Origin of the sequence: Pantoea sp. PNT03 (assembly GCF_014852515.1) — a bacterium.
GTDB classification, from domain to species: Bacteria; Pseudomonadota; Gammaproteobacteria; order Enterobacterales; family Enterobacteriaceae; genus Pantoea; species Pantoea leporis.
This window is the reverse complement of record NZ_JACVBT010000004.1, coordinates 189,434-202,566: the sequence shown is the minus strand read 5'-3', so window position 1 is coordinate 202,566 and position 13,133 is coordinate 189,434. Positions and strand designations below refer to the sequence as shown.

General features: G+C 52.5%; 14 protein-coding genes and 1 tRNA gene. 9 read left to right on the top strand and 6 right to left on the bottom strand.

Features of this window, described 5'->3' with window-relative positions:
• The first annotated feature begins 138 nt into the window (after positions 1-138).
• Both IB226_RS15545 and IB226_RS15540 read left to right on the top strand, forming a co-directional pair.
• Positions 139-762, top strand: coding sequence for a TIGR04211 family SH3 domain-containing protein (locus IB226_RS15545; RefSeq protein ID WP_101762988.1), 624 nt, complete (start codon positions 139-141; stop codon positions 760-762).
• 142 nt (positions 763-904) lie between these two features.
• The gene (locus tag IB226_RS15540; RefSeq protein ID WP_101762987.1) at positions 905-2,137 is read left to right on the top strand and encodes a multifunctional CCA addition/repair protein; all 1,233 of its coding nucleotides are present in this window, start codon (positions 905-907) and stop codon (positions 2,135-2,137) included.
• An 18-nt stretch (positions 2,138-2,155) separates the two neighbouring features.
• On the opposite strand, the gene bacA is transcribed toward IB226_RS15540, so the two are convergent.
• Together bacA and folB are read right to left on the bottom strand one after the other, a co-directional pair.
• Positions 2,156-2,974: an undecaprenyl-diphosphate phosphatase gene (bacA, locus tag IB226_RS15535; protein ID WP_101762986.1), complete on the bottom strand. Its 819-nt coding sequence runs from the start codon at positions 2,972-2,974 to the stop codon at positions 2,156-2,158.
• Between the two features lie 191 nt (positions 2,975-3,165).
• Positions 3,166-3,525: a bifunctional dihydroneopterin aldolase/7,8-dihydroneopterin epimerase gene (folB, locus tag IB226_RS15530; protein ID WP_101762984.1), complete on the bottom strand. Its 360-nt coding sequence runs from the start codon at positions 3,523-3,525 to the stop codon at positions 3,166-3,168.
• Positions 3,526-3,632: 107 nt separating this feature from the next.
• On the opposite strand from folB, the gene plsY reads away from it, so the two are divergent.
• Positions 3,633-4,232: a glycerol-3-phosphate 1-O-acyltransferase PlsY gene (plsY, locus tag IB226_RS15525; protein WP_101762983.1), complete on the top strand. Its 600-nt coding sequence runs from the start codon at positions 3,633-3,635 to the stop codon at positions 4,230-4,232.
• 30 nt (positions 4,233-4,262) lie between these two features.
• Here plsY and tsaD read toward each other — a convergent pair whose 3' ends face one another.
• Positions 4,263-5,276 (bottom strand): tRNA (adenosine(37)-N6)-threonylcarbamoyltransferase complex transferase subunit TsaD, encoded by a 1,014-nt coding sequence (gene tsaD / locus IB226_RS15520; RefSeq protein WP_192236265.1) that lies wholly within the window; start codon positions 5,274-5,276, stop codon positions 4,263-4,265.
• 281 nt (positions 5,277-5,557) lie between these two features.
• Here tsaD and rpsU point away from each other — a divergent pair, with 281 nt between their 5' ends.
• The 3 genes from rpsU to rpoD all read left to right on the top strand — a co-directional run bounded on the left by rpsU (position 5,558) and on the right by rpoD (position 9,858).
• Positions 5,558-5,773 carry a 30S ribosomal protein S21 gene (gene rpsU, locus IB226_RS15515; protein WP_008103436.1) on the top strand — a complete coding sequence of 72 codons (216 nt, stop codon included), beginning with the start codon at positions 5,558-5,560 and terminating at the stop codon, positions 5,771-5,773.
• Between the two features lie 118 nt (positions 5,774-5,891).
• A complete protein-coding gene (gene dnaG, locus IB226_RS15510; RefSeq protein ID WP_192236263.1) occupies positions 5,892-7,637 on the top strand; it encodes a DNA primase in 1,746 nt (581 codons plus the stop codon).
• A gap of 379 nt (positions 7,638-8,016) precedes the next feature.
• Positions 8,017-9,858, top strand: a complete 1,842-nt coding sequence (gene rpoD / locus IB226_RS15505; protein ID WP_064738465.1) for an RNA polymerase sigma factor RpoD — start codon at positions 8,017-8,019, stop codon at positions 9,856-9,858.
• A 63-nt stretch (positions 9,859-9,921) separates the two neighbouring features.
• Here the strand turns inward: rpoD and mug are convergent, their stop codons facing one another.
• Both mug and IB226_RS15495 read right to left on the bottom strand, forming a co-directional pair.
• On the bottom strand, positions 9,922-10,437 hold the full coding sequence (gene mug / locus IB226_RS15500) for a G/U mismatch-specific DNA glycosylase (protein ID WP_192236261.1): 516 nt from the start codon (positions 10,435-10,437) through the stop codon (positions 9,922-9,924).
• On the bottom strand, positions 10,434-11,021 hold the full coding sequence (locus IB226_RS15495; RefSeq protein ID WP_110867321.1) for a TetR/AcrR family transcriptional regulator: 588 nt from the start codon (positions 11,019-11,021) through the stop codon (positions 10,434-10,436). The genes mug and IB226_RS15495 overlap by 4 nt, the downstream gene beginning before the upstream one ends.
• Positions 11,022-11,155: 134 nt before the next feature.
• Between IB226_RS15495 and IB226_RS15490 the strand changes: the two genes are divergently transcribed.
• The 3 genes from IB226_RS15490 to IB226_RS15480 all read left to right on the top strand — a co-directional run bounded on the left by IB226_RS15490 (position 11,156) and on the right by IB226_RS15480 (position 12,863).
• On the top strand, positions 11,156-11,938 hold the full coding sequence (locus IB226_RS15490; protein ID WP_192236259.1) for an SDR family oxidoreductase: 783 nt from the start codon (positions 11,156-11,158) through the stop codon (positions 11,936-11,938).
• Between the two features lie 187 nt (positions 11,939-12,125).
• Positions 12,126-12,201: transfer RNA gene (locus IB226_RS15485), tRNA-Ile, on the top strand.
• A 176-nt stretch (positions 12,202-12,377) separates the two neighbouring features.
• Positions 12,378-12,863, top strand: a complete 486-nt coding sequence (locus IB226_RS15480; protein WP_192236258.1) for a hypothetical protein — start codon at positions 12,378-12,380, stop codon at positions 12,861-12,863.
• Between the two features lie 37 nt (positions 12,864-12,900).
• Here the strand turns inward: IB226_RS15480 and IB226_RS15475 are convergent, their stop codons facing one another.
• Positions 12,901-13,119 (bottom strand): ogr/Delta-like zinc finger family protein, encoded by a 219-nt coding sequence (locus IB226_RS15475; RefSeq protein WP_013510553.1) that lies wholly within the window; start codon positions 13,117-13,119, stop codon positions 12,901-12,903.
• Positions 13,120-13,133 lie beyond the last annotated feature (14 nt).

Sequence of the window (13,133 nt, the reverse complement as noted above, 5' to 3'; positions counted from 1 at the left end):
CCCGCTGTCTCCGCTTTCTTGTGCTTTTACGACCCTTTTCGCACCGGATTGAGACCAGGATAGTTCTCATTCAGATTTTTGAGAAGCGTCTCCAGACTGTGCCGGTAATTTTACGCCATTAAGAAAAAACGACATCGAATGAAAAAAATCACACTTGCTGCCCTTTCTTTGCTGGCTTTCAGCGCCATCACACCTGCTCATGCTGCTGACGAAAAACGCTACATCTCCGATGAATTATCCACTTGGGTGCGCAGCGGTCCGGGCGATCAATATCGCCTGATCGGTAAGCTGAACGCCGGAGAGGAAGTGACCTTACTGCAGACCAATAACGACTCTCAATATGGTCAGATTCGTGATGCAGAAGGCAAAACTAACTGGATTCCACTGTCGCAACTGAGCGCCAGTCCTAGCCTGCGTACCCGCGTACCGCAACTGGAGCAGCAGGTTAAAGATCTGACGGCCAAGCTAGCGAATATTGACAACAGCTGGAATCAGCGCACTTCTGAGATGCAGAACAAAGTCGCCAACAGCGACGGCACCATTGATGGCCTGAAAGCGGAGAATCAGAAGCTGAAAAATGAGCTGATTGTCGCGCAGAAGAAAGTCAGCGCCGCCAATGTGCAACTGGATGACAAGCAGCGCACCATCATCATGCAGTGGTTTATGTATGGCGGCGGCGTGCTGGGCGTTGGTCTGCTGTTGGGTCTGTTGCTGCCGCATATGGTACCGCGTCGTAAGAAAAACGATCGCTGGATGAACTAACGCGCCACGCAGATTTGTTCTTTTATTTAAGGGGATCGTAAGATGCCCTTTTTGGCGTGCCCGATATTTAGCCAAAGTATGCAACAATAAAGTAACAAGCGTGTTCAGCACGCAATTTTTGATCTGCCTCTGGAGTGGTTGAGTGAAGACGTTTCTGGTCGGTGGCGCAGTGCGCGATGCCTTACTGCGTTTGCCGGTAAAAGATAGAGATTGGGTTGTTGTAGGCGCGACGCCAGATGCGATGCTGGCGGAAGGTTATCAGCAGGTTGGCCGGGATTTTCCGGTTTTTTTGCATCCGCGAAGCCGTGAAGAGTATGCGCTGGCGCGTACGGAACGCAAAAGCGGCAACGGTTACACCGGCTTTGTGACGCAGTTCGCGCCGGATGTCACGCTCGAGCAAGATTTGCAGCGCCGCGATCTCACCATCAATGCCATCGCCCAAAGCGACAGCGGTGAGCTGATTGATCCGTATGGCGGTCAGCGCGACCTGGCGAAACGCCAGCTGCGCCATGTTTCCACCGCCTTTAACGAAGATCCGCTGCGTGTACTGCGCGTGGCGCGTTTCGCCGCCCGCTTTGCCCATCTGAATTTCCGTATTGCTGATGAAACCCAGGCGCTGATGCGCGAAATGGCGGTCAGCGGCGAACTGGCGCATCTCACCGCAGAACGGGTGTGGAAAGAGACGGAAAAAGCGCTGCTGACGCGCAATCCACAGGTCTATTTCCAGGTATTACGTGATTGCGGCGCGCTGCAGGTGCTGTTCCCGGAAATCGATAATCTTTATGGCATTCCGGCCCCGATCAAATGGCATCCCGAGATTGATACCGGCATCCATGCGCTGATGACGCTGGCGATGTCCGCTGCGCTCTCGGATCAGCTTGATGTGCGTTTCGCTACGCTGTTCCACGATGTCGGTAAGGCGCTGACGCCAGCAGAAAAATGGCCGAGCCATCATGGTCATGGCCTCGCGGGCGTGCCGATTGTTGAAGCGCTGTGCCAGCGCCTGCGCGTGCCGAATCAGGTGCGTGATTTGGCGTTAGTGGTGACCGAATTCCATGACGTGGTGCACACCATTGAACGCCAGCCAGCTGACGCGTTAATCGCGCTTTTTGATCGAATTGATGCCTGGCGCAAGCCCGATCGTGTGGAGAAGATGGCGCTGACCAGCGAAGCGGATGCGCGCGGGCGTGCGGGTCTGGAAAGCATGGCTTATCCGCAAGGCGACTATTTGCGTCAGGCGTTTGCGCTGGCGCAAGCGGTGCCAACTAAAGATGTGGTGGCAGCAGGTTTTAAAGGGGCGGAAGTGCGGGAAGAGTTGACGCGTCGGCGTGTGGCGGTGCTGCAGGCGCAATTGATTAACGCGCGGCCAGTGTAACCAGCCGCGCGGGGCAACTTACATAAAGATGGCGTAAACCACGGCCGCAACAATGAAGCGGTAGATAGCGAAAGAGACGAACGAGATACGCTTGATCAGCTCAAGGAACACCTTGATCGCCAGCAGCGCCACGACGAAAGCCGTTACAAACCCGACGGCAAACATTGGGAAATCCTGCATCGTCAGGAAGCCGAGGCTCTTGTAGAGATCCAGTCCGGTGGCGCCAATCATCATCGGTACCGCCAGAATGAACGAGAACTCTGACGCCGCATAACGGCTCACGCCCATCAGCATACCGCCAGAAATCGTCGCACCTGAGCGCGAGAAGCCCGGCCACAGCGCCAGACACTGGAAGCAGCCAATCATAAATGCCTGACGGTAGGTGATATCGTCAACGCCAACCGCTTTCGGCTGCTTCGGCTTGAAGTATTCCGCCACCAGCAGCAGCACACCGCCGACCACCAGCGCATACATCACGTTGATCGGGTTAAACAGCGTTTTGATTTGGTCGTGCAGCAGCAAACCAATCACCACCGCAGGCACCATACCCAACAGAATATGAATCAGGGTTAATTTGCCCGTACCCACGCCTTCATGTTTGACCTCACCGAAGTGAATGCCGATCAAACCAAACAAGCGGCGCCAGAACATCACGACCACAGCCAGAATTGAACCGAGCTGAATCACCACTTCGAAGGTTTCAGCGGTCTGGCCTTCAAAACCCAACAGATGGCCAACAATAATCATGTGGCCCGTGGAAGAGACCGGCAGGAATTCCGTGAGGCCTTCTACAACCCCCAGGATTGCAGCTACCCAAAGCTGGTGAATGTCTGCCATCAAAATATTTCCTCTATCCGTTTTAAACAGTAAAAAGGCGGTCGCAAAGGGCTACCGCCTGAAATTATGCCTGCGTCACGCTGAAGGAAACCTTAAGAAATTCGGTCACTTCCTGCTGGTTAGCGCAACGGTCTCAAGTGAGACACACCATAATTTGGTTTGGTTTCATTGTGATGGCAATCACGGAAGATTTATTTCGGAATAGTCCCGCGCTCAATACGTACGCCAACGCTGGCCGCCTGCGCTACAGCGCCCGGTTTGCCTACCTTTATGCGTACTCCAGGGGTTTTGAAACGATTCATCAACAGATCGGCGATTTCTTCTGCTACCCTTTCGACCAGGGCAAAACGCTGGCCTTGCAGATGATTGAGGATCACTTCCGTGACATCGGCGTAGCTCAGACAATCATTCACATCGTCGCTGGCGGCGGCGTGACGGTTGTCCCACGCCATTTCGACATCGAGTACCAGCTTCTGCTGCATGCCCTGTTCCCAGTCGTAAACGCCAATAGTTGTGAACACGGTAAGCTGCTCGATAAATACGATATCCATGATGTCAGTCTCTGTTTTTGGCTAAGCCGGATACCACTTCCGGCGGATTATGCGTATTATCCACGCTTATCGAGAACAAAACGACCCAAAAGGAACGGTACGACGCTATGAGTGCTATCGCGCTTGGTATGATTATTTTCGCGTATCTTTGCGGCTCGATTTCCAGTGCGATATTGGTCTGTAAACTGGCTGGTTTACCCGATCCGCGCTCGCAAGGCTCAGGCAATCCTGGCGCGACCAACGTTTTGCGCATTGGTGGCAAAGCCGCCGCTGCGGCGGTGCTGATTTTCGACGTGGCAAAAGGCATGCTGCCGGTGTGGATTGCTTATCTGCTGCACGTTGCCCCGCTCTATCTTGGCCTCACGGCGATTGCCGCCTGTCTGGGCCACATCTATCCGGTGTTCTTTCGTTTTCGCGGCGGTAAAGGCGTGGCGACGGCCTTTGGTGCGATTGCGCCGATTGGCTGGGATTTGACGGGATTGATGACCGGCACCTGGCTGCTGACGGTGCTGCTAAGCGGCTATTCGTCACTTGGCGCGATTGTCAGCGCGCTGATCGCACCCTTTTACGTGTGGTGGTTCAAACCGCAATTCACTTTCCCCGTTTCGATGCTCTCGTGTCTGATTCTGTTGCGGCACCACGACAACATCCAGCGCCTGTGGCGCGGCCAGGAAAATAAGATCTGGAAACGGAATAAAAAGAAATAAAAAAAACCGGCGCAAGGCCGGTTTTTTATTTTAGATGGCGGGCAATTCTGCCAGCGGCCAGCGCGGCCGCACGCTGACGCTGAGGTCACCGCTGGTGCCGCCTTTGAGGCGCACCATGCCCGCGTAAGCAATCATCGCGCCGTTATCGGTGCAAAACTCAGGGCGTGCGTAAAACACCTCGCCGCCACGCTTTTGCATCATCTCGGCCATGCGCTCACGCAACGTGCGGTTGGCGCTGACGCCACCCGCAATCACCAAACGTTTAAAGCCAGTTTGCTCAAGCGCGCGTTTGCACTTAATCATTAAGGTATCAACCACCGCATCTTCAAATGCGCGAGCAATATCCGCGCGAGCTTGCTCGTCGCCCTGATGCTCGCGAATGGTATTCGCCGCAAAGGTTTTCAGGCCGGAGAAGCTGAAATCCAGCCCCGGACGATCGGTCATTGGCCGCGGGAAGCGGAAACGGTTTGGCGTGCCTTGCTGCGCCATACGCGACAGCATCGGTCCGCCGGGATAATCCAGCCCCAGCAGCTTGGCGGTTTTATCGAACGCTTCGCCAGCCGCATCGTCAATCGATTCGCCCAATAAGGTGTATTCACCAATGCCGGTCACGCTGATCAATTGCGTATGCCCGCCGGAAACCAGCAGCGCGACAAACGGGAATTCCGGCGGATTCTCTTCCAGCATCGGCGCCAGAAGATGCCCTTCCATATGATGCACCGGCACCGCCGGCACATTCCAGGCGAATGCCAACGCTCGGCCAATGGTGGCGCCAACCAGCAGCGCCCCCACCAATCCGGGCCCGGCGGTGTAGGCGACGCCGTCAATCTGTTGTGGCTCAAGGCCCGCTTCTTTCAGTGCCGCCTGAATCAGCGGCACGGTTTTACGGACGTGGTCACGCGATGCCAGTTCCGGCACCACGCCGCCGTAATCGGCATGCAGTTTCACCTGGCTATATAGTTGATTTGCCAGCAGACCGGACGCATCGTCGTAAATCGCGATGCCGGTTTCATCGCAGGACGTTTCAATACCCAGAACTCGCATAGCTTTTATCACCCTCTTCGTGCGGCGCGCAGTGTAACACAGGCAATTCTCACGCCAGAGACTTTGCCCCTGAAAAAGTGTTTTTCTGTCGCACAAAGAGTGCGCTATACTCCACGGCCTGAAAAAACCGGCAGCCGCGATGGCATATGCCCCTGTTGGTTCTAAATTATACATGGTGCTTTACAAGTCGGCCGCGGCTGGAGTAAAATGCTGCACCATTTTGAAATGTGCTGGCGCCGCAGTCAGCAGCAAAAACCGAATTTTATCGAGGTAAGAGTTACATGCCGGTAATTAAAGTACGTGAAAACGAGCCGTTCGACGTAGCACTGCGTCGCTTTAAGCGTTCATGCGAGAAAGCAGGTGTTTTGGCAGAAGTTCGTAGCCGTGAGTTCTACGAGAAGCCTACCACTGAGCGTAAGCGCGCTAAAGCATCTGCAGTTAAGCGTCATGCCAAGAAACTGGCTCGCGAAAACGCACGCCGCACTCGTCTGTACTAATTTCTTGCGGAAGCTTGCTTCCGCCGCGTGATAAACGCAGACAGAGTCAAGTAAAAGGCCGTGCTTTCCGAAAGGAAGCGCGGCTTGTTGTCGTTTATGAGCTGAAAAATCGGGGCTTATGGCTGGACGAATTCCACGCATATTTATCAACGACTTACTTGCCCGCACGGACATCGTGGATATTATCGATGCCCGCGTTAAGCTGAAAAAGCAGGGTAAGAACTATCACGCGTGCTGTCCTTTTCATAACGAGAAAACCCCCTCTTTCACCGTAAGCGGTGAGAAGCAGTTCTATTACTGCTTCGGCTGTGGCGCCAAAGGCAACGCCATCGACTTCCTGATGAATCACGATCGTCTGGAATTTGTTGAGAGTGTTGAGGAGCTCGCCACGCTTCATGGCTTAGAAGTGCCGTATGAAGCGGGCAACGGTCCTAGCCAGATGGAGCGCCATCAACGTCAAAGTCTTTATCAGTTGCTGGATGGCCTGAACGGCTTCTATCAACAGAGCCTGCGTAATCCACAAGCGCAATCTGCACAGAACTATCTCGCCACGCGCGGTCTTAGTCAGGAAGTGATCGATCACTTCGCTATCGGCTATGCGCCTGCGGGTTGGGATAATGCTCTGAAGCGCTTTGGGCAGCAGAAAGACGATCGCGAATCGCTGATGGAAGCAGGCATGTTGGTCAGTAATGACTCAGGCCGCACCTACGATCGCTTCCGCGATCGTGTGATGTTCCCTATTCGCGATAAGCGTGGCCGCGTGATTGGTTTTGGTGGCCGCGTGCTGGGCAACGATACGCCGAAGTATCTGAACTCACCGGAAACACCGATTTTCCATAAAGGCCGCCAGTTATACGGACTTTATGAAGCGCAAAAAAATCATCCGCAACCCACGCGTTTGCTGGTTGTCGAAGGTTATATGGACGTGGTGGCGCTGGCGCAGTTTGGCATCGATTATGCCGTAGCTTCGTTGGGCACTTCGACCACCGCTGAACACGTTCAGCTGCTTTACCGCTCAACGGATACCGTGATTTGCTGTTACGACGGCGATCGCGCCGGACGTGAAGCGGCATGGCGTACGCTCGAAACCGCATTGCCTTACATGAATGATGGTCGTCAGCTACGCTTTATGTTTTTGCCCGATGGCGAGGATCCGGACACGCTGGTACGCAAAGAGGGCAAAGCAGCCTTTGAAGCGCGGATGGAGCAGGCTACACCGCTCTCCACATTTTTGTTCGACAGCCTGATGCCGCAAGTGGATTTGAGTACACGCGATGGCAAGACCAAGCTGGCGACCTTGGCGTTACCGCTGATTAGTCAAATTCCCGGTGAAACGCTGCGCATTTATATGCGTCAAACCATGGGTAATAAACTCGGGATTCTTGACGATAACCAGTTAGACAAGCTGATGCCGAAGCTAGCAGAAAGCGGAGTGCTGCCAACTGCCCCACCGTTGAAGCGCACCACCATGCGCGTATTGATCGCGTTATTAGTGCAGAATCCGCAATTTGCCTCCATCGTGCCTACACTGGATGGACTGGAGCAGTCAAAAATGGCGGGTTTAACGCTATTTGTGGAGTTAGTCAGCCGTTGTACAGAGAATCCTGGCCTGACCACCGGACAGCTACTAGAGTTATATCGCGGAACAAATTTTAGCCAGCCCCTTGAAACACTGGCCACCTGGAACCACATGATAGTGGATGAAGAGGCGGAAGAAGTGTTCCAGGATTCACTGGCGAGCATTTACGATTCCGCACTCGAACAGCGCCTTGAAGCGCTGATCGCGCGCGAGCGAACTGAAGGCCTAAGCGCCGTCGAACGCCGTGAATTCTGGGCTTTAAGCCAGGCATTAGCGAAAAAATAAGATTTTAACGGGATCAGAACTGCAAGTACGTTAAAAACAGCATTCTGGTTCAGTGATTTCCGGGATGATAGACGCGATAAGCGAAGCCGGAAACACACAGCACAAATTTAGAGGCGTCAACGTCGCAGCCAGTTTCAGTGCTGCCAGCGCACAGCAACCGGAGCGTACTGAAGTACGTGAGGATTGCGAGCACTGCCAGCACTGAAAATGGCAAGTAAGTTAGCCTCGGAAAGAACACAAGCGGCTTAAGTGCCGATTATAGATGGGCTTCAGCCCTGGCCGCGATGTAGGCAGCGGCAAAAACACAACGCCTTCACTGTTATAGTTGGCTCGCGCCGACCGACACCAATCTAATTAACAGAAGTGTGGATACCGTCTTATGGAGCAAAACCCGCAGTCACAGCTTAAGCTACTTGTCACCCGTGGTAAGGAGCAAGGCTATTTGACCTATGCTGAGGTCAATGACCATCTGCCGGAAGATATCGTCGACTCCGATCAGATCGAAGACATCATCCAGATGATTAATGACATGGGTATTCAGGTTGTTGAAGAAGCGCCTGATGCTGATGATCTGATACTGAATGAAAACAGCTCCGATACTGACGAAGATGCCGCAGAAGCCGCCGCTCAGGTTTTATCCAGTGTTGAATCTGAAATTGGCCGTACCACCGACCCGGTGCGCATGTACATGCGCGAAATGGGTACCGTTGAACTGCTGACGCGCGAAGGCGAAATTGACATCGCTAAGCGCATCGAAGACGGTATCAACCAGGTCCAATGCTCTGTAGCCGAATATCCGGAAGCGATCACCTATCTACTCGATCAGTATGATCGCGTTGAAGCGGGCGACTATCGCCTGTCTGACTTGATCATCGGCTTCATCGATCCTAACGCGGAAGAAGATATCGCGCCGACCGCCACGCACGTGGGTTCTGAGTTATCTCAGGAGGATCGTAACGACGATGAAGAAGAAGATGAAGAGGATGACGACAGCTCTGACGACGATAATTCTATCGATCCAGAACTGGCTCGCGAGAAGTTTGGCGACCTGCGTACGCAGTATGAAACCACGCGTACCGTCATCAAAGCGAAAGGTCGCAGCCATGCTGACGCCGTAGCCGAAATCCAGAATCTCTCTGAAGTGTTCAAGCAGTTCCGCCTGGTACCGAAGCAGTTCGACTACCTGGTAAACAATATGCGTGAAATGATGGAGCGCGTGCGTACACAAGAGCGCCTGATCATGAAGCTGTGTATTGAACTGTGCAAGATGCCGAAGAAAAACTTCATCACGCTGTTCACCGGCAACGAAACCAACCCAAGCTGGTTCAAAGCCGCGCTGGCAATGAACAAACCATGGTCTGAGAAGCTGCTGGAAGTTGAAGATGATGTGAATCGTTCGCTATACAAACTGCAGCAGATCGAAGAAGAAACCGGCTTGACCATCGAGCAGGTGAAGGACATTAACCGTCGCATGTCTATCGGCGAAGCGAAAGCGCGCCGTGCGAAGAAAGAGATGGTTGAAGCAAACTTACGTCTGGTTATCTCTATCGCCAAGAAATACACCAACCGTGGTCTGCAGTTCCTCGATTTGATTCAGGAAGGCAACATCGGTCTGATGAAAGCCGTTGATAAGTTTGAATATCGTCGTGGTTATAAGTTCTCAACTTACGCCACATGGTGGATCCGTCAGGCTATCACCCGCTCTATCGCTGACCAGGCGCGCACCATCCGTATTCCGGTGCATATGATTGAGACCATCAACAAACTCAACCGTATTTCGCGTCAGATGCTGCAGGAGATGGGTCGCGAACCGACGCCGGAAGAGCTGGCTGAACGTATGCTGATGCCTGAAGATAAGATCCGCAAAGTGCTGAAAATCGCTAAAGAGCCGATCTCTATGGAGACGCCGATTGGTGATGATGAAGATTCGCATCTGGGCGATTTTATCGAAGACACCACGCTGGAGCTGCCGCTGGATTCCGCAACCTCGGAAAGCCTGCGCTCAGCGACCCACGACGTGTTGGCTGGCCTGACCGCGCGCGAAGCGAAAGTTTTGCGTATGCGTTTCGGTATCGATATGAACACCGACCACACGCTGGAAGAGGTTGGCAAACAGTTTGATGTAACGCGTGAACGTATTCGTCAGATCGAAGCCAAGGCGCTGCGTAAACTGCGTCACCCAAGCCGCTCAGAAGTACTGCGTAGCTTCCTCGACGATTAATCGTTGTCGAGACGAAAAAACCCCGGTTTGCCGGGGTTTTTTATTGCCTGAAGAATAGCTCTTTCACGCGTTGCTCTGCAGCCAATCATGCAGTTGGCGATAGGATGCGGTCATCTCTTCCAGCGTCGCACGATTTAACCCGCTTGGATTAGGCAGCACCCACAAACGCGTTTCACCCAGCGTTTGCGGCTGCTCGCCCCACTCAACTTTGCGCTGACGAAACGCTTTCTGAAAAGCATCCTTGCCCAACACCGCCAACGCACGCGGCTGATAGTGCAGAATTTTTTGCTGCAGGCGTGAACCACCGTCGCGTAATTCATCGCCGTCCAACTCGTTAGCCTGCACCGTTGGACGCTCCACCAGCATGGTGATGCCACAGCCAGTTTCCAGCAGCCGCTGCTCCTGCTCGGGCTTAAGTAACTCGCGCGTAAAGCCGGCCTGGTAAATCACCTTCCAAAAGCGATTACCGGGATGCGCAAAGTGAAATCCGGTGTGCGCCGACGATTTGCCCGGATTGATGCCACAAAACAGCACCTGTAAATCAGGCGCAATAATGTCGCGGATATCGTGCTCGCTCATGCCATCTCCAGTCCGGCGCGTTGTTTTACCGACCGACGACTGCTCGCCAGCATCGTACGTGCTTCCTCGTCGTCCGGACAAGCACGTGCCATTGCCACCGCGCCAACCATTTCAGCCAACATGGTGGTCGCGGCGTCATCCGCATGCGGATGGTTAAGTTCATGTAGCGTCAACGCCAGGCGCTGCCGCATCGCTTCTCGCCGCTGGGAAAATAGTGTGCGCGCCTCAACCGGTAAATGTGCCATTTCACTCACCAGCGCAGGCAGCGGACAGCCTTCACCCGGCGTGTTGCAATGATGCTCGGATAAATAGCTATCGATTAACTGACTCAGTCGTTCAGCGGGATCGTTAATTGAGGTGATATCAGCAAAGCGGCGCGCCGAATCGGCAAACATCTCAGCGATCACCGCTTGCACTAAATCTTCGCGCGAGGCGAAGTGGGCATAAAAGCCGCCGTGCGTTAAGCCCACGCGCTTCATCAGCGCCGCGACACCAATGCTTTCCGTGCCGTTCTCGCGCATTACCACAGAGGCTTCATCCAGAATGCGCTGTCGCGTACGCGCTTTATGGCTCAGCTTTTCCATCTTCATTGACTCCGATATCGTTGATAGCAATCAGTGTAATTATTACAACCATCATATTCTAGCTTGACGACAAATATTATGGTCGTCATATTAAACCTCGTAAATATGATAACCATCATTTAGAGGAATACACCATGTCACAACACCTGGCTTTGATCACCGGCGCATCAAGCGGAATTGGCGCGACCTATGCAAAACAGCTGGCAGCACGCGGCACAAACTTGATTCTGGTGGCGCGCGATGCAGCCAGGCTCAATCTGTTGGCGCAATCTTTGCGTGAGTCACATGGCGTTGAAGTCAGCGTGTTAGCGGCCGATCTCACCAACCATGATGATTTGCAAAGAGTCGATCACGAAATCCAGCAAAATAAAGCGATTACTCTGTTGGTAAACAATGCGGGCATGACGGTTGAAGGTGAATTCATCGACGGTGACATCGCGAAAATTCAAACAATGCTGACGTTAAATATCGTGGCGCTGACACAGCTGGCCCACACTGCTGCGCAGGCGTTTCGTGCACGTCGCAATGGTACGATAGTGAATATTGCTTCAGTGCTAGCGCTAGTGAGCGAATCGGCGAATGGCGCGTACAACGCCAGCAAAGCGTATGTGCTTTCCCTGACCCGTAATTTGCATCGTGAATTAGCCGAAAGCGGTGTGCGTATGCAGGCGGTGTTGCCAGGCTTAACGCGCACTGAGATTTTCGAGCGCGCAGGAAAATCCATTAACGAACTTCCCGCTGAGATGCTGATGGAAGTGGATGATTTAGTCTCGGCTGCGCTACGTGGACTTGATGCCGGCGAACTAATAACAATACCATCCGTTGAAGATGTGCAGCTTTGGCAGAGTTACGAAGAAGCACGCATCGCCATATTGCCGTTCATCTCGCTTAACAAGCCTGCATCACGCTATTTGTAGCATAAGCAAACTTTCGAATGAGCCTGGTCTCAAAAACCAATGCTGGTTGGGCGCTTAATAAGCGTAGAGCGTGGGACGATAGAATTTTCTTTTGAGATCAATGAGTCAGCTATTGCTGTAATTTTCACCATCCAAATGGCGAACTCTGGATCACCCTAACAAGATACTCTATAATCCCCGCTCCGCTGGCCCCTTAGCTCAGTGGTTAGAGCAGGCGACTCATAATCGCTTGGTCGCTGGTTCAAACCCAGCAGGGGCCACCAAATTTAGTGATTAAAATCATGCACTTAAGCCGCTTTTTCAGCGGCTTTTTTTGTAGCCAAAAAACTGATTGGCAGCAAAATGGCAGCAGATTTTTTCCCGTTTTCTTCTGTTGCCCTGCCCTTCATGTTTGACGGCTATTTTTTCGTTCGTCCCCACAGCCTCTGAAGGTGATCACATGGAAGAAATGCACTTCGTCTATATCAATGCAAAAGGGCAAGTTAGCGCCCAATCGATTTTTAATGTCAGCCACAGTGCCGAGCATGTGCAAGGCATCTGCAACGTCATCAAACAATTAAGAACCTTTCGCAAAGACAGAGTAATTAAACTTGTCGAAACAGCGGACGCAGCTTCTGCATTTCTCATGACGGTGAAAGAGAGTGATTACTCTCACATTCAATTGAGCAGGCCTAAAGTTCAAAAGGTAACTTTTGACGTTTGCTTTACTGGCTTTAAAAAAGCAGATAAAGATCGATTAATAGAATGCGCTACTGCCAATGGCATGACAGTAAGAAGCTCTATTACACAGAATCTTCAATTACTTTGCTGTGGATATAATGCTGGGCCAACAAAAGTAACGTCTGCCCGTATGAAAGGTGTTGTAATAATTGATGAAAATCAATTCGGGGATTTTTTGAAAACGGGTGAAATTCCTGAAGCGTAATAGCCCACATTAGCAGGCTATCTAATAATGGCAGCAATCATAACCACAGTGGTTGCTGCTGATTTCTTCCTGGATGCGGAGGCACAGGTTTAACGCTGCCCGGTTTCATAATGATCTCAGATACAGTTTCATGAGATTTAAACGTGCAGCTGCAATTAATATTCTGACACTGGTTATAGCGCTCTTTAGTTGTTGCTGATACTTGAAAGCTGCTGCGGGTATGTGCGGCATTCCCGCACAAAGGGCAATTCATCATAATGTCGTCTCCAA

Coding starts and splice junctions, on each gene's coding strand:
- IB226_RS15480 (WP_192236258.1), top strand. CDS start 12,378: ATGGAAGAAATGCACTTCGTCTATATCAATGCAAAAGGGCAAGTTAGC.
- bacA (WP_101762986.1), bottom strand. CDS start 2,974: ATGGCAGACATTCACCAGCTTTGGGTAGCTGCAATCCTGGGGGTTGTA.
- IB226_RS15490 (WP_192236259.1), top strand. CDS start 11,156: ATGTCACAACACCTGGCTTTGATCACCGGCGCATCAAGCGGAATTGGC.
- tsaD (WP_192236265.1), bottom strand. CDS start 5,276: ATGCGAGTTCTGGGTATTGAAACGTCCTGCGATGAAACCGGCATCGCG.
- mug (WP_192236261.1), bottom strand. CDS start 10,437: ATGAGCGAGCACGATATCCGCGACATTATTGCGCCTGATTTACAGGTG.
- plsY (WP_101762983.1), top strand. CDS start 3,633: ATGAGTGCTATCGCGCTTGGTATGATTATTTTCGCGTATCTTTGCGGC.
- IB226_RS15545 (WP_101762988.1), top strand. CDS start 139: ATGAAAAAAATCACACTTGCTGCCCTTTCTTTGCTGGCTTTCAGCGCC.
- rpsU (WP_008103436.1), top strand. CDS start 5,558: ATGCCGGTAATTAAAGTACGTGAAAACGAGCCGTTCGACGTAGCACTG.
- IB226_RS15495 (WP_110867321.1), bottom strand. CDS start 11,021: ATGGAAAAGCTGAGCCATAAAGCGCGTACGCGACAGCGCATTCTGGAT.
- IB226_RS15475 (WP_013510553.1), bottom strand. CDS start 13,119: ATGATGAATTGCCCTTTGTGCGGGAATGCCGCACATACCCGCAGCAGC.
- dnaG (WP_192236263.1), top strand. CDS start 5,892: ATGGCTGGACGAATTCCACGCATATTTATCAACGACTTACTTGCCCGC.
- rpoD (WP_064738465.1), top strand. CDS start 8,017: ATGGAGCAAAACCCGCAGTCACAGCTTAAGCTACTTGTCACCCGTGGT.
- folB (WP_101762984.1), bottom strand. CDS start 3,525: ATGGATATCGTATTTATCGAGCAGCTTACCGTGTTCACAACTATTGGC.